Raw genomic sequence first — 18,981 nt, forward strand, 5'->3', positions numbered from 1 at the left:
GGCGGGGGGTGGGTGGGGGGGGGTGGCGGGGGGCGCCGCTTCGCGGGGGGGGGGGGGGCGGGCCGCCCCCCCCCCGGCCGTACACGATATCCGCCGTCAACGGTGGTGCATCCACCAGCAGTCGATGGCGTCCAGCGCGATGTGGATCATCAAGCCAATGCCCACCAGCCGCGTTTTCTTCGGCACGCACAGCCCCGCATACACGGCAATCGCCGGTGCGGTGTGCAAGGGATGGAAACCGATGCTGCAGCGGTTCGGCGCGTAGATCGGGTCGGCCAGCAGATGGTCGAGGTCGATGATCCAGCCCAGCAGCAACAACAGCCAGGCCGAGGCAAACCGCTTGCGCCACAACAGCCATGCCAGCAGGGCTGGCACGGCGGCATGCAGGAACAGATGGAAGATCGCGCGCGCGCTCATCGGCTAAAGGCTCACTGGTGGCCTGGTGCCCGGGCGCGTGGCGACGCGTTTATCAATGCGCCGCCCAAGGCCCGCTACGGCGCGGCCAGCGGTTCGTCGGACAGGTAGGTGTAACCGGTCAGGCCGGCTTCCAGCGCCTGCGACAGTTCCTGCGCACGTTCCGGCGACAGCTCGGCCGCGGCCACGCGCTGGGCGTAGGCCGCGCGCAGGTCGTCCAGCTTGTAGCCCACGTAATCCAGCATCACGTCGGTGGTGTCACCGCGGCGCTGCTGGGTGATCGCGTAGCCATCGGCATCGGCCACCACTTCCACGGCATCGGTATCGCCGAACAGGTTGTGGATGTCGCCCAGGATTTCCTGGTAGGCGCCCACCATGAAGAAGCCGATGCGGTAGCTCTCGCCGTGCTTCATCGCGTGCAGCGGCAGCGAGGTGTCCAGGCTCTCGTTCTCGACGTAGGTCTTCACCATGCCGTCCGAGTCGCAGGTCATGTCGGCGATGATGCCGCGACGGTCCGGGGCCTCGTTCAGGCGCTCGATCGGCACGATCGGGAACACCTGGTCGATCGCCCACGCATCGGGAATCGATTCGAACACGCTGAAGTTGACGAAGTACTTGTCGACCAGGCGCTCGTTCAGTTCATCCAGCGCCGGGCGATGGCTCTTTTCGTCGTAGCTCAGGCGCGCACGCACGCCGTGGGCGATGGCATAGAACAGATCGTCGATGCGCGCACGCTGCGGCAGGTCGATCTGGCCCAGCGCGTAGCTGGCCAGGCCTTCGGCGTGGAAGTGCTGCGCTTCCTGGAACAGTTCCACCGCCGGGCGCGTGTCCAGTTCCTCGTGGATCTCGCGCAGGTGGCGGATCGAAGCCGGCTCGTCGTCGTGCTGGTCCGGCACGCGGCCTTCCTGCGCCTGCTCCACTTCGGAAACGTTGGCGATCAGCACCGCGTGGTGCGCGGTCATCGCGCGGCCGCACTCGGTGACGATGCGCGGCGGGGTCAGGCCGTGTTCTTCGCAGGCATTGGCAAGCGGCTGCACGATGTTGCTGGCGTACGAATTGAGCCCGTAGTTGATCGAGCAGAAGCTGCGCGAACGGGTGCCTTCGTAATCCACGCCCAGGCCGCCGCCCACGTCCACGTGGGTGATCTTCGCGCCCAGCTGTGACAGCTCGACGAAATAGCGGGTGGCTTCGCGCATGCCGTTGGCGATGTCGCGCACGTTGGAGATCTGCGACCCCATATGGAAGTGCAGCAGGTTCAGGCAATCGGCGTATTCGGTATCGCGCAGCGACTTCCACAGGTCCAGCAGCTGGCGCGGGGACAGGCCGAACTTGGCCTTGTCGCCACCGCTGTTCTGCCACTTGCCGGCGCCCAGCGAGGCCAGGCGCATGCGCACGCCCAGGCCCGGCTTCACGTCCAGCGCCTTGGATTCCTCCAGCACCAGCTTCAGCTCGGACGGCTTCTCGATGACGATGAAGGTCTGCAGGCCCAGCTTGCGGCCGATCAGGGCCAGGCGGATGTACTCGCGGTCCTTGTAGCCGTTGCAGACGATCAGGCCACCCGGGCGCGACAGCGCCAGCACGGCCATCAGCTCAGGCTTGCTGCCCGCTTCCAGGCCGAAGCCTTCACCGTGGTGGCTGGCCAGGGTGCCGGCCACGCCGCGGTGCTGGTTCACCTTGATCGGGTACACGGCGGTGTAGCCGCCCGGGTAGTCCCAGTCCTGCTGGGCCTGGGCGAACGCCGCCTGCAGCTTGCCCAGGCGCTGGCCGAGGATGTCCGGGAAGCGCACCAGCAGCGGCAGCTTGGCGCCGCCGGCACGTGCCGCGTCCACCACCTTGGGCAGCGACACCACCGGGCCCTCTGCCCCGGTCGGTCTCACCACCATGTGCCCGGCCTGATCCACATCGAAATAACCATCCGCCCAATGCGGGATCGAGTAGGTCTTGCGGGCTTGGTCGAGGGACCAATCGGTCATTGCAGTCGGCCTTGTTGGCAATAAAAGGGGGGGCATGATAACGCCTATATGCCCACAGGTTCGTTATCATGCGCGCCCGCGCCCGTGGCAGGTCTGAACCTGAACGGGCCGATCCGTCCGGATGTGGCATCTGTGCCACGCGGCCCCGCCCGCCAGCCCGGCTTCAACCCTCCGAACAGGACCGCAATCCAATGACTGACAGCAGCAACTGGTACATCGAACACTTCGAACGCACTGGCTCGGCCATCGGCTTCCGCATCACCGGCAAGCTGGACGAGGTGCAGTCGCCGTTCCAGAAGATCGAGATCTTCCAGACCACCGACTGGGGCAACCTGATGACCATCGACGGGGCCATCATGCTGACCAGCAAGGACAACTTCTTCTACCACGAGATGATCAGCCACCCGGTGCTGTTCACCCACGCTGCGCCCAAGCGTGTGGTCATCATCGGTGGCGGCGACTGCGGTACCCTGCGCGAAGTGCTCAAGCACAAGGGCGTGGAGAGCGTGACCCAGTGCGATATCGACGAGCAGGTCACCGTGATGGCCCGCAAGCACTTCCCGGAACTGTGCGATTCCAACGATGACGCCCGCGCCGAACTGCTGTTCGACGACGGCGTGGCCTACATGGCCAACTGCCCGGCCGGCAGCGTTGACGTGGTGATCGTCGATTCGACCGACCCGGTCGGCCCCGGCGAAGGCCTGTTCAACAAGGCGTTCTACGAGAGCTGCTTCAAGGCCCTGAAGGACGACGGCATCCTGGTGCAGCAGTCCGAATCGCCGCTGATGCAGCTGGAGCTGATCAACGAGATGCGCACCGAAATGGGCAAGGCCGGCTTCGGCTCGTTCAAGACCCTGCCGTTCCCGCAGCCGTGCTATCCCACCGGCTGGTGGAGCGTGACCATGGCGCGCAAGGGCGAGAGCGGCTTCGACTTCCGCCAGGCCGACTCGGCTGCCAAGACCTTCAACACCCTGTACTACACCGCCGCACTGCACACCGGCGTGCTGGTGACTCCGCCGTTCGTGGCATCAGCCCTCAAGGGCTGATGGCAAGGTGTGCCGACCAACGGTCGGCACCTACCGGGGCTGATGCGTGCCGACCAACGGTCGGCACCTACCTACAGCGCGGGTTTTTGTTTTGCGGTAATGCCGGCCCCTGGCCGGCAACCCCATGAACAACCGCAATCAGATCGCCCAGATACCGGCAATCACCGCCACCACCAAGCCCCACTTGATGACCTGGTAGGCCACCACGCTGCGCTCGCGCAGGGCCTTGGCCTTCAGGCGCACCTTGTACACGCCACCGAAAGCCTTGTTGACGCCACCGGTCGGGTCACCCGGCAGGTTCGGCGAAGCACCGCCGGCCAGCAGGGTCGACGCCACCGCGCGGTTGAACAGGCCCGGCAGGCCGAAGCGCAGCGGGCGGGCGATATCGCAGAACAGGATCACGCGGTCCTGGTCGGTCTCGTTGTGCGCATGGTGGATGTAGGTCTCGTCGAACATCATCCATTCGCCATCGCGCCAGCTCTTCTTCACCCCGTCCACCACGATGTAGCAGCCATCGTCGTTGGGCGTGCTCAGGCCCAGATGCAGGCGCAGAGAACCGGCGAACGGGTCGCGGTGCGGGCGCAGTTCGCTGCCCGGCGGCAGCTGCGCGAACATCGCCGCGCGCACGTCGGGAATCGATTCGATCAGCGCCACGGTCTTCGGGCACATCGCCCTGGCCGACGGATGCGAGGGGCCGTACCACTTCAGGTAGAAGCGCTTCCAGCCACGGCGGAAGAACGAATTGAAGCCGGCATCGTTGTAGCTGCTGGAGGCGGCGATCTTCTGCGCATCGCGCAGCGCCAGCGCCTCGTCGCGGATCACCTGCCAGTTCTGCCGCAGCGGCTCCAGTTGCGGGAGCTCTTTGCCCGGGTCCAGGAACGGCGTGGTCGGCACCTTCGAGAACAGGTACATGATGACGTTGATCGGGGCCATGAAGCTGGAGTGGTCCAGCAACTGGCGCGACCAGCGCGCGCGGACCTTGCCGCGGTAATGGATGTACAGCACGCAGGCCACGAACAGCGCTGCCAGGACAATCTTGATGATCAAAACACTTTCCTCCAGCGAGCGCCGGACAGGGAAACGGACGATGCGGCCGCGCGGCCTGCACCAGGGGGGACGCGGCAGGGGACGGCGACGTGCCGGGTGGGGGCGGCCGCCGATGTCGCGGGTTAACAGCTTATGGTCGGCAGGCGCTGCGCCGGGGTCAAGCTGCTCGTGCATGACGATCAGCATGCCCCTGCGCCGAACCCGCGCCTCGATCCCAAGCAACTGAAATAATTGGCATTTGCCTCAAGTGAGACAGAATTGTCCGAAATTGCGCGACGAACTGTTCCAGCCACGGCACCGACATTTCGCCGACAAGGCGTGGATTAGCGAACTAGGCGGTACTAAAATTCACTTAACGAAAGTTTAGCTACCTCCCCCAGTCGTACCGGTTCGCTTGACGCTGCAGCGCCACCCACCGGGTCGTCGTCCGAGACCCCGCCATGACGTCCACTGTTTCCCCCTCCCCGTCCTGCGGCGATGACGCCGTGGCCCCGCTGCTGCTCAAGCGCGGTGAACGTTTCCTCGCCCCCGATGTCTACCGCACCTGCCTGGACGGCCGTCCGGCGGTGGTGAAGGACTATTCCCGTTACCGCGGCACGCCGGTTTCGCTGATCGCGCGCCTGATGGTGCGCCGCGAAGCGCGCATCCTGCAGCGCCTGGGTGGCTGGAAGCACGCCCCGGCCCTGCTCGGCACCCTCGGCGGCCTCGCCCTGGGCATGGAATTCATTCCCGGGCAGACGCTCAGCACCGCGCAGGCGGTGGGCAATGAAGTGTTCGACCAGCTGCAGCACGCGCTCAGCCGCCTGCACGCGGCCGGCATCACCCACAACGACCTGCACGGCACCAACGTGGTGGTGAGTGGTGGCGTGCCGGTGCTGCTGGATTTCACATCGGCCTGGCGCGCCCCGCGCTGGCTGCGCCGCAACCCGCTCAGCCGACAGATGCGCCGCAGCGACATGAAGAACCTGCTGAAGATCCGCCAGCGCGTGACCGGCCAGGCACCGAGCGCCGCGCAGGCTGCCCTGGTGGCCGACCCGGGCTGGGTCGCGGCCGTGCGCCAGGGCTGGAAGCGGTTCTACAAGTGGGCGAAGCGGTAGAGTCGACCGTTGGTCGACTGCCCTTCCATCCGCACCCGAAATGCCCGCGCTGCGCGCGATAGTCGACCAGACGCCACGCGGCGCGCTTACAGCGCGTCCGCGTCCAGCTCGCCGGTACGAATGCGAACCACGCTGCCCAGGTCGTACACGAACACCTTGCCGTCGCCGATCTTGCCGGTGCCTGCGGCCTTCACGATCGCCTCGACCACCAGTTCCACATGGTCATCGGTCACCGCCACTTCCAGCTTCACCTTCGGCAGGAAGTCGACCACGTACTCGGCGCCACGGTACAGCTCGGTATGGCCCTTCTGCCGGCCAAAGCCCTTCACCTCGGTCACCGTAATACCGGTCACCCCTTGCTCGGCCAGCGCTTCGCGCACGTCGTCGAGCTTGAACGGCTTGATCACCGCCATGACCATCTTCATCGTCGATCTCCTGTGTTCCGGCGTGGAGGATAGCGCCTGAACGCGCGCGGCGCGAAACCACGGCCGCCTGTGCGCGCGCGCGGCCCGCAAGTATCCTTATGCAGGAACGGCCTGCCAGGCCACGGAGTCCCCCAATGATCGACCTGAACCACCTCGATGACCTCGCCCGCCGCCTGAGCGACCTGGTCCCGCCGGGCCTACGCGAATCGCGGGAGGAACTGCAGGCCACCTTCAAGACCGCGCTGCAGGCCGGCCTGGCCAAGCTGGACCTGGTAACGCGCGAAGAGTTTGAAGTGCAGCGCGCGGTGCTGTTGAAGACGCGGGAGAAACTGGATGCGCTGGAAGCGACTGTGCGTGAGATTGAGGGGCGGGATTCACCCCAGGGCTGAGCGCTGCCCCCGGTAGAGGTGACAGGGATGCGACCTCCGGCCTTAGCAGAGGCCGCGCCCATAGCAGTGACTAGCCAGTGCGGGTAATCAGCGGACACCCAAGTTCTGATGCGTCACCTGACAGAAAGCCTCGCGTCCAGAACTTCATCTTCTCAGGGTCCAAGGCTACCGTCCCGTCTTCAGCCAGGGCCCCAACCACGTTACCCTCGCTGTCCAGCGCCACGGTGCACTTCCCAATACGACCATCCGCTCGGATAAGCATGTGGTTGGGTTTGGCTGCATAACACACGTGACTGACGCGAAGACCCGACTCCTTCAGTGACTGGAACGCCGGGTTCGACTCTGAAAGCCCTGAAACCGAAACCTGGCTCTCAAACTCAGCTTCGACTCCATTCTCGACACAGACGCCCTCAGCTTCAAAGTGCGCCTGCAGGAGCTTGGATATCCGGACCGCCTCGGCGTGCGTAATCATCTGTAGAGACTCGCCCTTCCCGCCAAGATTGGATATGTCGCGCAGAAACACCGTGAAGCGTGCATCTACCTTGAAGTCGCCACACAGTCGGCGCGAAAGCCGCATCAGACTCTCTTCATTGCCCGGCATGATGTGCAGCCGCAGCATCACCGTGAAGTTGAGCCTGGATGCCTTCATCGCAAGCAGGTTCTCGTAGATCCGATGAAACGTGCCAGCCCCAGAGGCATATCGTCGCGTCAGATCATGAGCATCCGAATCGCCATCCAGTGATATCTGAAAGAAGTTCACGCCAAGCGTCACCAGTTCACTGAACAACGGCGGGGTCAGCTCAAAGCCGTTCGTGGTCATGCTGCAATCCAGCAGCGTGAGAGCCCCTGAGGAAGAGTGCGAGTGGAAGTCTCGAGACAACTCCAGAACGACACTCTTCGCTAGAAGTGGCTCACCTCCAAACCATTCCACGCGCAGCTCTTTCAGCCCATGCTGTTCCACACGCCTGCGCACCAGCGCCTTGATTCCGGCAATGGTTGGCGCACGCATTCGACCGATTTCAAAATCCTCGTAGCAGTAGACACACCGAAAATTGCACTTCTCGGTTGGCATGATCGTCAGCTCCAACCGCCTGTTCAATCGTTCCTGAAAGTTTTCCACCTACCTCTCCTTGTAGCTGCTACCCCACCCTGATCACACGCACCCCCTCCGGTAGAGTGGAAACCCGGTGCGTCACAATGATCCTCGTCATCTGCAGTCCCAAAAGGACATTCATGATCTGCTGCTCCGCCTCGTAGTCGAGCTGGCTCAACGTCTCGTCCAGAACCAGAACTCTCGGCACCCGATAGAGCGCGCGCGCCAACAGAAGGCGCTTCTGCTGGCCACCGGACAGCAAACGCCCTTCATCCCCCACCTGGGTTGCAAGCGCCATCGGCTGGGACGATGCAAAATTGTCAAGGCCCGCATCAGCGAGGCATTGCCATACGCGCGGGATATCAGCCACCTCCCCAAGCGTGATGTTCTCAAGCACAGTCCCTGACAGCAGGGTGTCCTGCTGGAGGACAGTTCCAATCTGGCGGCGCAGGAGGGGCAAGTGACAGGCCTTCACGTCATGGCCGTCCACTTCAAGGACGCCGTCTGTCGGTGCCACCAGACCAGCCAGGATGCTCAACAGCGTTGACTTACCCACACCCGACGCACCAACGATCGCTACCATCTCACCCGGTCGAATGGTGAGGTTTACATCCTTGAGCACCCAGGGATCATCGACGGAGTAACGAAAGTGGATCCCACGACAGACAACGGACGGCGCAGGACATCTGTCGCCCGCCCCCGCCCAATCCGCACATTCCTCTGCGGGCTCGGAGAGCACCTCCGAGATTCTCTGCAGATGCACCCGCGCCATCTTTACATCCATCACTTTCGGTACGAGCGCACTTGCGCGCTGGCAGATCATTTCGACATAGATGGTCACGGCGACTAGAGCACCGACGGATAGAGTTCCGCCATCAATCGCCAACACGCCTGCGTAGACCACGAGGACCTTCAAGAGACCGAGAATCACGTCGCTTCCAGACTGCGAAAAGATAGCCATGCGCTGAAGAGAAATACTCGCTCTGATAAGTGACGAATTGCCCCTGCGAAACCGCTCACCCCTGAGCCGCTCCATTCCATTCAGCTTGACCGTCTGCGCTGCACGAACGGTCTCGATCACCTCACGGTCCTGCGATGCGAGCCTGTTTGCGAGCACGTTGCACGCGACGCCTACACGACCTGACATGGATACCCGAACAGCCATGCACAAAGCCGCTCCAGACGCAGCCATCACCGCAAGCGGGAGGCTATAGGTGCAGCACGCCGCCAACAGGATGAGCAACGCAAGCGCATCGACCGCGCATTCCACGATCCGGGACGATGCAAGCTCCTGAACTTCGTGCACCGATCCCAGCCGCGAGATGACATCTGCTGGATGCCTGCGCAGAAAGTAGGACGGAGGAAGCTCTAGTACCCGGCCAAACACATTGTTCGAAAGCCCGCCGACAATCGAGGCACCCAGGTCTGCATTGAGCAGAGCGCGGATGGAAGCAGCCCAGACCCTCGCAATCGCAATGAAAGCGAATATGAGCAACAGGCCTTCCGCACTGAATACTCCAGTGCCCCCCAGACCATCTACCGCGGACTGGATGTACAAAGGCGCTGCGACCGTAAGCAGCTCCGCCACTAAAGCTAGAAGCAGTATCGGGAGGTACCGGAGCCTGCGTGGACGCATTTGTGACGTCAGTGCCGACCAGGGGCTTGGCTCCACCGGCATGTCTTCACACTGTCTGCTACCGCCAGTAAACCGAAGCAGTGCGCCGGAGAATCGCTTCTCCACTTCGGCGCAGGAAAGAACAAGCTCACCGACAGCCGGGTCGAGCACAAGAAACTGCTCGGATCCAAATCGCTCGACGACCACGAAATGGCAGTCATCAACCAGAATAATGCAGGTCGCATCAAGCTTCCTCAGTGCTGACCCGGTTCCGGCAAACACGCGGTGCTGCAGGCCAAGGTCGCGAGCAATCTCCGAGAGACGAGCAACCGTCGTACCTCGAAGTGAAACCTGGTATCGACGCCGCAGCCAGCGAAGGGATACCCGCCGATCGTATCTGGCAGCGATCATCGCCAGGCACGCCAAACCACACTCCGTTGACTCGGACTGAAGGACCACGTCTCGACTCCCAAGCATCCAGCGATTCGACAGCCCAAGCACCATTGTCTTCTCCTGGATACGTGGTCATCGCTGGCGAAACGCCAGGGCAGGATCAACCTTGGCCGCGCCCAAAGCGGGAATCAGAGCGGCGATCTGGCAACTCAGCAGCGTCAGTCCCGCACCCAGCGCCACCGAAGCGGCACTTACTGCAGCCATCTCAAGCTGGAGTGCAAGAAAACGGTTGGCCGCTATGGCCAGCCCTGCACCCAGGATCACGCCAAGCCCGGCGACAATGGCACTCTCCACCGCAAAGAGGGCCACCACGTCACGTCGGGATGCCCCAAGCGCGCGCCGGATGGCAATCGACCGGTGTCTGGCAGAGACCCAGTAATGACTCATTCCGAACACCCCCAGCGCTGACGAAACAGTCACAACAACAACCACTGCCAGCAACACACTTGACCTGGATGCGTCCTTGGCGAAGTGCGCTGTCCTGAGCTCGGACACGGTGCGAACCGGCTCCTGTACAAAGCCCGGCATGGACGAGGACAGGGCGCGAGTCACGGCCAGCTTCGCCTCCAGATCAAATGGCGCGCTTCGACGGACGGCATACAGCCCCCCGATACTCTGGGTATCGATCTTCACTTCCGAGATCACGGCCTCGTAATCGCTGGCATCACCGGTGGATGCGCTCCTGAAGTCTGCCGTGATACCCACGACTCGCAGGGTCAGTGGATAGCTGCCCCACACCTCGGTGTGGATCATTTTTCCAACAGCGTCCCCCGCAGGGAAAAGGCGCTCGGCGAGACTCCGGGTGACGACCGCAGGTACGGCCAACGTGCTGTTGGGCTCAAGTACGTCCTCTACGGCAGGTGCCTGCAGGCTATCCAGCGCGACGCCCTGGACAACTGACGTACCCAGTACGCTCGCTAGCTGCCCGCTTCCAAAGTAGATGTACGGGCGCGCTGACGCATTTCGGTGCGACGTTTCCAGCCGCACCGCCCCACGCTCCACCGCAAAAGGGACCGGGCCGAGTGCTGCGGCGCTGATACCTGGCACGTCCCGCAGTGCACGCAGCCCAGCGCCCGAACTGGTTGCGGCATCGTCGAAGCCGATGACGCCTATGTTCTGCACCACGGCGATACGGGCCTCGCTCAGGCCGGACTCGGCATCGATGCGCTCCGAAGCCTCCAGAACAATTGTGGATATGTTTGCAAGCACCGCCATGGAAACTGATATCTGAAGCACCATGAGGCCAACGACCGTGAGGTGCTTCGACACCGTTCTCAGCGTCGTCATCATTGCGTGAATCACCGCCATGGCACTTCCCCCATGCGCAACGATACGAACCGCTGTCTGGCTCTCCACAGCGGAATCGACGCCGACAGAAGTGCAGACAACGTCGCGATCAGGGGGCACAGGGCCACGTACCACCACGCAATGGAAAGGTGCGATGCATACGCACTGGAGAGATCCTGCACGACCCGGAATCCGAGGAGGACCATTGGAATGGAAACGAGTCCTCCGGCGACCCCCAGCACGGCTGAATGAACGGCGAGCTGCCTGACGATGTCTCCTCGGGTTGCGCCAAGCGACCGGCGAATGGCGATCTCCCTGGACCGACCCACGAAGCCAGCCAGGAAGAGCCCGGCGGCATTCACGAGGCAGATGACCAGGACACCGGCTGCGAACCATAGCTGTGTACTGACTTCATCGGGAAGAACGTCATTGATCGCCAGCCACTCCTTGAGCGGTGCCACGCGGGAGAACACGTCAGTGGCTCTGCCTGATTTGACCTGCGCGAGCCCATAGCGGTGCAGCGCACTGCTGAAAGCGCCGATCGCCTGCTTATCGTTCAGCTGTACCCATAGCTGCAACCAAGCGCACGATGCGCTCTCCGGATCCTCAGGGACGCCGTCGCGACAGGACATCGCGCCCATGCCGTAGTCCTTTGGCAGCGCACGCCATGCCGCCAGCGGGATGTAGAGACGTTCGCTCTCCGCGTAGGCACCGCCTCGAAGATCGTGGAATCGTGGAATGGGATTCCAGTCCTCCACCACGCCGACGATGGCGAAGCTCCGCGTGGCCAGTTCGATCTGTCTGCCCACCGCAGATTCCGATCCAAACAACTCCCTCGAGAGTGATCGCGAGATCACTGCAACGCGCGCTCCATTCTGGTCATCATCGGATTGCCAGAAGGCTCCGGAGAGCAGCTTCAGGTCGAGCAGGGCTTGCGCACCTGACGTAAAGCCTCGAACGGCAATCATGCCTAGCGGCCGATCCGTTCCCATGGGCCTGTAGGGAAGCCAGGATGACGACGTTGCTACACTCGGGAAGCCGGTGAGTCGAGTGATCTCCTGCACATCGTGCAGCGACAGCACAGGCAGCGGCCGTGCAGAGCTGGATCGTGCTGCTTCATCTCGCAGATCAAGCTCCACGTGATAGAGATAATGACTGATGCTGGGTGCGGGGTCGCCCCCGAGACCGATCCGGATCAGCAGCATCGTGGCAAACGCGCTTATGCCTGTCGCTACGGCGAGCACGATCAGGATGCTGAGAAGTTTCGATCCATGGATGCCGGACAGTGCGAGTTCCAACGCGTATCGCATGCGTTGCTCTCCTTGGTATGCTGAAAGAGATGCACCGCCGCGAGGACGGCGCATCGTTTGCAAGTCTCAGGAAGCCTTGCAGGAGCAGCCGGAAACGCAGTTCCCGCTGTTGACCTTGCAAGCCACCCCAGCTGCGTTGACGCCTCCGGTGCCCAGCATTTCCAGAGCGCGCGGATCACGCACTTCGCAAAGGCCGTTCTCGTCATAGACGAACGGATGATTCGTTTCAGCGGTCTGTCTGATCTCTTTCATAACCTCTCCTTGGCGCTGCGATTTGCCCCGACGAGCCCAATGGCTCGTGGGGGTCTGCCGATGTACGGCAAACTCAATGCCCGCGGCATCATGCGGGTCGAGTTCGTTTTTTCCACTCCACCCTTAACAGTGCCAATAGATTCTTGCTATCGACGGCATCGGAGCCTGTCGCAATCGTTGAGAGTGGCTGGCGCGCAGGCGTTTCGAAGACTGTGTGATGAGGCGACAGCCTTCGCGTTTTGCGCGCCCTTGGATCTGTGCTGCGTGTTTAAGACGTCACGAAGATCCGAGCCTGCTCACTAGGCACACGTAACTGGGCCCGATCAGCTCGACGAGACAGGTGCCAGTGTCAGGCGCACCGCAGGGCAGAGGTCCTGCGCTACTCCCTGCGTTTCCTCACTTATCGTTGGCGCAACGCAGGTCCATACTCCACTGCGTCGCTGAAGAGACCTGTAGGAGATTCGGCGGGTGTCCGCTGACTGACACCACTGGCTCCACACGCACCAGTGCATATGGATCAGTTCCTGTCACCCAACGTGGAGTAGTACCGTGAATCCAGCATCGCCGCTTGAAGGTCATGCCGCCATCGTCACCGGGGCCAGCTCCGGCATCGGCCTGGGCGTTGCACAGGCGCTGGCGCAGGCCGGTGCGTCGGTAGTGGTGAACTACCACGCGCACGAGGAGCCGGCACGCGAGCTGGTGGATCGCATTGTTGCCGAGGGCGGGCGTGCGATCGCAGTACAGGCTGATGTCGCGAAGGAAGACGAGGTCATACGCCTGTTTGATGAGACAGCCTCCGCCTTCGGACGGGTCGATGTGGTGGTTGCCAATTCGGGTATCCAGAAAGACGCCCCCATCGCGGAGATGTCGCTGGATGACTGGAACGCGGTGATCGACATCAACCTCACCGGCCAGTTCCTCTGCGCGCGCGAGGCGGTGAAGCGGTTCCGCTCGCAGCCTGAAGCGCATCGTCCCGCACGCAGCGCCGGTTCAATCATTACCCTGAGTTCCGTCCACGAAGTCATCCCCTGGGCTGGCCATGTGAACTATGCCTCGGCAAAGGGCGGTATCCGCATGCTGACGCGGTCGTTGGCGCAGGAAGTCGCTGCAGACCGTATCCGCGTCAATGCCGTAGCACCCGGTGCCATCCGCACACCCATCAATCGCGATGCCTGGGACCGCGAGGAAGCGCTGACCAGGCTGCTCAAGCTGATTCCCTATGGGCGCATCGGCGAGCCCGAGGACGTCGCACGTGCCGTGGTCTGGTTGGCCTCGGACATGGCCGACTACGTCACCGGCACGACGCTGTTTGTCGATGGCGGCATGACGTTGTATCCGGAGTTCCGCGACAACGGCTGACCTGCGCGTGGGGTAAGCCGGCCGGCGGCCTGCGCCGCCGGCCTCGCTGGGTCAGCGGCTCGCAGCGACCGGTATCGCGGCCATCTCACCGATGGCCTGCACCACCGTTGCGGGGTCCTCCTTCGCGATGTTGTGGCCGGTAGCCACATAGCGATGCACACCGCGCGCGAAGGTCGAGAACAGCAGCGCGTGCTGCGCCTTCCAGATCACCTTGCCCTCAGCGGTTTCCTCGAAGACGAAAGGCTTGTCGGCCACTTGGGTCGCGGTCAGCAGTGCCACCGGCACGTCCGGCATCGCACGCTCGCTCGCCGAATCTGCCCCATCAAGCTGCTCGACCAGCACGCGGTAGTCTGCGGCCATCGAAGGGGGCAGCATTGCCAGCAGCGCGTCGTCATCCGCCTGCACCCGTGCCGCATCCGCCTTCCTGTAGGCGAGGCGCTGGCCCATCGTGGCCGGGTCCACCAGCACGATGCCGCGCACGCGCTGCGGATGGCGCCTCGCGAACTCCGTCACCAGCAGCCCGCCGTAGGAGTGACCCACCAGAATCACCTGCTGGCCCGGCGCAACGGTCTCGATCAGCGCACTTAGATCACTCAGGTGGTCATCAATGCGCTTGGTCACGCCATCGCTGCCTGACTTGCCCAGCCCTGCCCGCGCATAGGCGACGCTCCGGTAGTCAGCCCCCAGGCCGGCGATCACCTGCTTCCACGCACCCGGGCCTTGGCCGAAGCCGGCCTCGAAGACCACCGTGGTGTTGCCCGACCCCGTTTCCTCGCCCTGCAGCGTGTAGCCCCCGCGCTCGACCGAAAACTCGCCTGCGTGCGCCAGACCGGCTGTCGCCAGCAGGAGAGCGGCTGCCCACATCGTCATTGCCTTGCCCATGAAGCGTCCCCTGTCGGGTGCACGCAGACCCGTGGGATGAGGAGGCTGGCGCCGATGCGCCGAACCGCGACTCGCGGCAAGTCGTGCTGGTACTGTAGTTACCTACAACACCATTATCCCCTGCCATAGGTCATGACCGTCAGCTGTGGGCGATCTCCTATCCGCGCAGTGTACAAAGCCTGATGGCCGTCCGTTCCACCTACGCCGCACCATCAAGCACCTCTCCGCAGGAATTCCCACATGAGCCTGGCGCTGGTCTACAGCCGTGCCCGCGCCGGGGTCGATGCCCCATTGGTGCGGGTGGAAGTGCATCTCTCCGGCGGCCTGCCGGTCACCCAGATCGTCGGCCTGGCTGAAGCCAGCGTGCGCGAGTCGCGTGAGCGCGTGCGTGCCGCCCTGCTCTGCGCGCGCTTCGATTTCCCGCAGCGGCGCATCACCTTGAACCTGGCCCCGGCCGACCTGCCCAAGGAAGGCGGGCGCTACGATCTGGCCATCGCGCTGGGCATCCTCGCCGCCAGCGGCCAGGTCGATCCGCAGTCGCTGCTGGGTTACGAGTTCCTCGGCGAGCTGGGCCTGACCGGCGAACTGCGTGCGGTCAGCGGCGCGCTGCCCGCCGCGATTGCCGCCGCCGAGGCCGGGCGCATCCTGGTGGTACCGCCGGGCAATGCCGCCGAGGCTGCCCTGGCCGAGCATGCCGACGTGCGCGTGGCCCGCACCTTGCTCGAGTGCTGCGCCGGGCTGGGCAACCCGCGTCTGCTGCCGCCGGTGCAGCGCGTGGACACCACACCACTGCCCCTGCCCGATCTGGCCGACGTGCGCGGGCAGGCACATGCGCGGCGCGCATTGGAAGTGGCCGCCGCGGGTGGCCACCATCTGCTGCTGATCGGCAGCCCGGGCTGCGGCAAGACCCTGCTGGCTTCACGCCTGCCCAGCCTGCTGCCGGCTACCGAGCAGGGCGAAGCGCTGCAGCTGGCAGCGATTGCCTCGGTCAGTGGCGAAGGCCTGGACCCGCGGCGCTGGCGGCAGCGGCCGTTCCGCGCGCCCCACCACAGTGCGAGTGCGGCGGCGCTGGTAGGCGGCGGCTGTCAATTACAGCTAACGCCGCTACTTTACAGTTAACATTGCTACCGGCAAGAGGCTGCGCAAAGTGCGGCATCACGTCCAGACCGGTGCATTACTGTCGGCACAAATGCGGCATCGTCGTGCGGTTTAGCAGAGTGTCGCGAATCTAAGGCTCCCCCGCCACTTTGGCGCAGGTGACGCCGGGCTGGCTCCCCTGCTCAATTGCACCGCGCTTGAAATCGGCACTGAACGTACTACGCTGATATGAGCCCCCTCATGGCCCGGATCGGCCTTCTCATAAGTGTCCGTGGAAACGGAATGGCCGCCCCTCTCAAAGCCATTCTGCACACCTTAAGGCGCTTGTTTTGCACTCCTGCAGCCCGTAAATTCAACCGGTGGACATCATCAGGTGTCACTGGGGTAAGGATCACGTGCGTACATGTCAGGCGCATCGTGTCCTGGGGCAGCGCAAGGCGTTGAAAATCAGGGAAGGAGCAGGGGATGAAGCGGATTTCAGGAATCGTGGCCGTTACGGCGACGTTGTGCGTGGGCGGGGCCAGCGCGCAGCAGGCTCCCTGGGAGGACTACTCCCGACATATCAAGAAAGCCACGGGCATTACACCATTGGGGGTAGAGCTGTTCGGGGACAGTGTGGATCTCTATACCGGCCGTCTTTCGTTCAAGCACACTGACTTGGCGCTGGAGGGAAACTCCGCACTGCCGGTCGCGATCGCCAGAACCCTCTCAATGCGCGACCCCGTAGTTTCTGCAGCATTTGCCAATATCGACCCGCCCTTGGATGACCAGCCTTTTGCGGATTGGACACTGGATATTCCGCGTATCAGTGGCGTATTCGCCTATAAGCTCACCGGCAACGTCCTTGGTCCACAGGGGTTGATTCTCAATCCGGGAACGCTGTACAGCTGGTCCGACCAGCGCTGCTCAGGGCTGCGCGTGCCGCCGTGGATCGGGGAGTTTGCCCCAATGGAATACTGGTATGGCCTGCAGGCGGAGATGCCCGGCGGCGGAGAGATGCTGGCGCCCACTGCAGGACTTCCCGCGCCCGCCAATGGAATGACACAGCGTTGGGTCACCACCAGCCGAACATCGTTCGCGTGCCTGCCCTCCATCAAGAATGCCAGCGGTGAAGGCTTCATTGCCGTGGATACCGAGGGTAACCGCTACTGGTTTGACTGGATGGCCAAGTTCCATGAACCGACGCTGCGCAAATCCTTCTACCACATGATTCAGACGCCAACGGACACGTTCCAGGCCGTTTTCGAGCAGGAAATGCTGCGCCGTCGCAATGTACTGTATGCCACCCGGGTGGAAGACCGCTTCGGCAACTGGGTGACATACCGCTACAGCAATAATGCTGATCAGGCTGTACGCCTTGAAGCCATCGAGGCCAGCGACGGACGCAGCATCACGGTCGCCTACAACAGTTCCGGGCGCATCTCCGGGCGCATCAGCGCGGCCAGCGCCGCAGGGCGCACCTGGACCTACGGCTATTCGACCGATGGCAATGCGCTTACAGGCGTCACCCAGCCTGACGGGAGCAGCTGGAAATTCAATCTGTCCGGGTACATCCGCAACATGTCGATCCTCGCCACTGATGTTTCCGCGTGCAACTTCCCGGGCGTGGTCAACGGGGGCGCGGGGCTTACCAACTCCGGCAGCACGCTCACCATCCAGCACCCCTCTGGTGCCCGGGGTGAGTTCGAACTTCGCCCTAAACTGCATGGACGCTCTAATGTACCGCAGCGTTGCCAGGGCGTACCCGACAGCGACAACCCACAGCCCGGCCAGGACTATTCGGACTACGTACGTTTCTACTGGGTAAACAGCATCGTCCGTCGCCGGATCAGTGGCCCTGGCCTAGCAGACCTGCAGTGGACCTATATCTACAACGGTAGCCACACGGCGGCGCAGGCGGCGAGCTTCCTCAACCACCCTGCCAACTACAATCCACCCGGCAGCTGGGCGCCGCAGCCCTATACGTACACGCGGCTGCCAGACGAAGGCAAACCGCTGACGGACATCTCCACCTACATCATCGTCGCCCCTGTCTGCGTGTCCGATGCGTGTGCCGGCACGGTATCCACTGACGTGACAGGTCCGGAAAGCTGGGAACGCCATACTTTCGGCAACAGCTTCCGCTACAACGAACGCAAGCTGCTTCGCAGGGAGACAGCCAAGCTAGGGGGCCCCATTGCGCGCACTGAAACCTATGGCTATGAGCTATCGCCTACGAATCTTCCTTACCTGCCCGTCATTGGCGCAACCCGCCAGTACCAGGGTGATGGATTGACCGAAGCCACGCTGCGGCCGCTGAAGGTGGAAGTGATCCAGCAGGACGGGATGCGGTTTGAGCGCCGCACTACCCAATTCGATGCGCTGGCCAGGCCGATCCAGATCACTGAGACCAGTGCACAGAATCCTTGATGGCAACGGAGGGCGACGCTGACGCGTCGCCCTTCTTCCAGAATCACTCTAGCTTTCGATAGAAAATCCAGAAGGCATCCCTTTCAGGAAGCTGTGGACGCTCTGCGGCTCGGATCTCAACCTTCACGTTGATTTGGCGAGCAAAATCTGCAATCACCTCCGTTTCAATGCAAGAGATAGCATCTTCAAGATCGTCGTCAGCTTCGCGATCTATGAAAAAGTGCAGGGTGAAATCTTCCGGGCCTGTTATGAAGGCACAGACCGCTACCAATGAGGGGAACACCTCGCCGATCAGCGCACGGCACACACTGAGAAATATCTCTACCCGAAAATTGTTCGTCATGGATAAGGCCTGGAGGGTACGATGTGGATGCCATCCTTTGCATAGTGAATTATTCCAAACCGAGTGGCACTGGCATTTCCCTTTTCATCAATCGTTGTACCGATGATCTGAATCGCCCAGGCTTTTGTAGACAGTCGTCAGCCGTTTAGTGCGTACCGCTTCTCGAACTCTACCGGGGACAGCCCGTCGTTGGAACTGTGTCGCCGTTTTGGGTTGTAAAACATCTCGATGTACTGGAAGACGTCGGCGCGGGCCTCGTCGTGATTGCTGTAGATCCTCCGCTTGATCCGCTCCTGCTTCAGCAGCTGGAAGAAGCTCTCCATCGCCGCGTTGTCATGGCAGTTGCCTCGCCGACTCATGCTGCACACGATGTCGTGCTCGCGCAGGAAGCTCTGCCAGTCTTCGCTGGTGAACTGGGTTCCCTGGTCGGAGTGAAGCAGAAGCCCGGGGCTTGGTTTGCGCCGCCACACTGCAGCCAATAGCGCCTGC

18 protein-coding genes and 1 pseudogene are annotated in these 18,981 nt (G+C 62.8%); 6 read left to right on the forward strand and 13 right to left on the reverse strand.

Annotated elements, in window-relative coordinates:
• Positions 1-96: 96 nt before the first annotated feature.
• Positions 97-417: a DUF6122 family protein gene (locus AC1VXD_RS18115; protein WP_482993210.1), complete on the reverse strand. Its 321-nt coding sequence runs from the start codon at positions 415-417 to the stop codon at positions 97-99.
• Between the two features lie 74 nt (positions 418-491).
• Entirely contained in the window at positions 492-2,387 is a 1,896-nt protein-coding gene (gene speA / locus AC1VXD_RS18120) for an arginine decarboxylase (protein ID WP_482993211.1), read from the reverse strand.
• 191 nt (positions 2,388-2,578) lie between these two features.
• Between speA and speE the strand changes: the two genes are divergently transcribed.
• Positions 2,579-3,433, forward strand: a complete 855-nt coding sequence (gene speE, locus AC1VXD_RS18125) for a polyamine aminopropyltransferase (protein ID WP_079223969.1) — start codon at positions 2,579-2,581, stop codon at positions 3,431-3,433.
• A gap of 138 nt (positions 3,434-3,571) precedes the next feature.
• Here speE and AC1VXD_RS18130 read toward each other — a convergent pair whose 3' ends face one another.
• Positions 3,572-4,477 carry an aspartyl/asparaginyl beta-hydroxylase domain-containing protein gene (locus AC1VXD_RS18130; protein WP_482993224.1) on the reverse strand — a complete coding sequence of 302 codons (906 nt, stop codon included), beginning with the start codon at positions 4,475-4,477 and terminating at the stop codon, positions 3,572-3,574.
• Between the two features lie 443 nt (positions 4,478-4,920).
• Here AC1VXD_RS18130 and AC1VXD_RS18135 point away from each other — a divergent pair, with 443 nt between their 5' ends.
• The gene (locus tag AC1VXD_RS18135; protein ID WP_406234240.1) at positions 4,921-5,577 is read left to right on the forward strand and encodes an RIO1 family regulatory kinase/ATPase domain-containing protein; all 657 of its coding nucleotides are present in this window, start codon (positions 4,921-4,923) and stop codon (positions 5,575-5,577) included.
• An 86-nt stretch (positions 5,578-5,663) separates the two neighbouring features.
• Here AC1VXD_RS18135 and AC1VXD_RS18140 read toward each other — a convergent pair whose 3' ends face one another.
• Positions 5,664-6,002, reverse strand: a complete 339-nt coding sequence (locus tag AC1VXD_RS18140; protein ID WP_482993212.1) for a P-II family nitrogen regulator — start codon at positions 6,000-6,002, stop codon at positions 5,664-5,666.
• A gap of 134 nt (positions 6,003-6,136) precedes the next feature.
• Here AC1VXD_RS18140 and ubiK point away from each other — a divergent pair, with 134 nt between their 5' ends.
• Positions 6,137-6,391: a ubiquinone biosynthesis accessory factor UbiK gene (gene ubiK, locus AC1VXD_RS18145; protein WP_482993213.1), complete on the forward strand. Its 255-nt coding sequence runs from the start codon at positions 6,137-6,139 to the stop codon at positions 6,389-6,391.
• Between the two features lie 70 nt (positions 6,392-6,461).
• Here the strand turns inward: ubiK and AC1VXD_RS18150 are convergent, their stop codons facing one another.
• From AC1VXD_RS18150 to AC1VXD_RS18170, 5 genes are all read right to left on the reverse strand, one after another.
• Positions 6,462-7,511 (reverse strand): radical SAM protein, encoded by a 1,050-nt coding sequence (locus AC1VXD_RS18150; protein WP_482993214.1) that lies wholly within the window; start codon positions 7,509-7,511, stop codon positions 6,462-6,464.
• A gap of 19 nt (positions 7,512-7,530) precedes the next feature.
• Complete coding sequence (locus tag AC1VXD_RS18155; RefSeq protein WP_482993215.1) at positions 7,531-9,603, reverse strand: peptidase domain-containing ABC transporter; 2,073 nt, start codon at positions 9,601-9,603, stop codon at positions 7,531-7,533.
• Positions 9,604-9,624: 21 nt separating this feature from the next.
• Complete coding sequence (locus tag AC1VXD_RS18160; RefSeq protein ID WP_482993216.1) at positions 9,625-10,860, reverse strand: ABC transporter permease; 1,236 nt, start codon at positions 10,858-10,860, stop codon at positions 9,625-9,627.
• Complete coding sequence (locus AC1VXD_RS18165) at positions 10,851-12,149, reverse strand: ABC transporter permease (protein WP_482993217.1); 1,299 nt, start codon at positions 12,147-12,149, stop codon at positions 10,851-10,853. The genes AC1VXD_RS18160 and AC1VXD_RS18165 overlap by 10 nt, the downstream gene beginning before the upstream one ends.
• A 66-nt stretch (positions 12,150-12,215) precedes the next feature.
• Entirely contained in the window at positions 12,216-12,401 is a 186-nt protein-coding gene (locus AC1VXD_RS18170; RefSeq protein ID WP_482993218.1) for a hypothetical protein, read from the reverse strand.
• Positions 12,402-12,950: 549 nt separating this feature from the next.
• On the opposite strand from AC1VXD_RS18170, the gene AC1VXD_RS18175 reads away from it, so the two are divergent.
• Positions 12,951-13,760, forward strand: coding sequence for an SDR family oxidoreductase (locus AC1VXD_RS18175; protein WP_482993219.1), 810 nt, complete (start codon positions 12,951-12,953; stop codon positions 13,758-13,760).
• 51 nt (positions 13,761-13,811) lie between these two features.
• Here the strand turns inward: AC1VXD_RS18175 and AC1VXD_RS18180 are convergent, their stop codons facing one another.
• The gene (locus tag AC1VXD_RS18180) at positions 13,812-14,642 is read right to left on the reverse strand and encodes an alpha/beta fold hydrolase (protein WP_482993220.1); all 831 of its coding nucleotides are present in this window, start codon (positions 14,640-14,642) and stop codon (positions 13,812-13,814) included.
• A 240-nt stretch (positions 14,643-14,882) separates the two neighbouring features.
• Here AC1VXD_RS18180 and AC1VXD_RS18185 point away from each other — a divergent pair.
• Together AC1VXD_RS18185 and AC1VXD_RS18190 are read left to right on the forward strand one after the other, a co-directional pair.
• A pseudogene (locus AC1VXD_RS18185) lies at positions 14,883-15,725 on the forward strand (magnesium chelatase domain-containing protein); the annotation flags it as partial.
• 480 nt (positions 15,726-16,205) lie between these two features.
• Positions 16,206-18,149, forward strand: a complete 1,944-nt coding sequence (locus tag AC1VXD_RS18190; RefSeq protein WP_482993221.1) for an RHS repeat domain-containing protein — start codon at positions 16,206-16,208, stop codon at positions 18,147-18,149.
• A 43-nt stretch (positions 18,150-18,192) separates the two neighbouring features.
• Here the strand turns inward: AC1VXD_RS18190 and AC1VXD_RS18195 are convergent, their stop codons facing one another.
• The 3 genes from AC1VXD_RS18195 to AC1VXD_RS18205 form a co-directional block, all read right to left on the reverse strand.
• Positions 18,193-18,492, reverse strand: coding sequence for a MafI2 family immunity protein (locus tag AC1VXD_RS18195; RefSeq protein ID WP_482993222.1), 300 nt, complete (start codon positions 18,490-18,492; stop codon positions 18,193-18,195).
• Positions 18,489-18,626, reverse strand: coding sequence for a polymorphic toxin type 50 domain-containing protein (locus tag AC1VXD_RS18200; RefSeq protein WP_482993225.1), 138 nt, complete (start codon positions 18,624-18,626; stop codon positions 18,489-18,491). The genes AC1VXD_RS18195 and AC1VXD_RS18200 overlap by 4 nt, the downstream gene beginning before the upstream one ends.
• A 3-nt stretch (positions 18,627-18,629) precedes the next feature.
• The coding region (locus AC1VXD_RS18205) for an IS3 family transposase (RefSeq protein WP_482993223.1) at positions 18,630-18,981 on the reverse strand (352 nt) is incomplete at its 5' end.

This window comes from Stenotrophomonas sp. STEN054 (assembly GCF_056854535.1).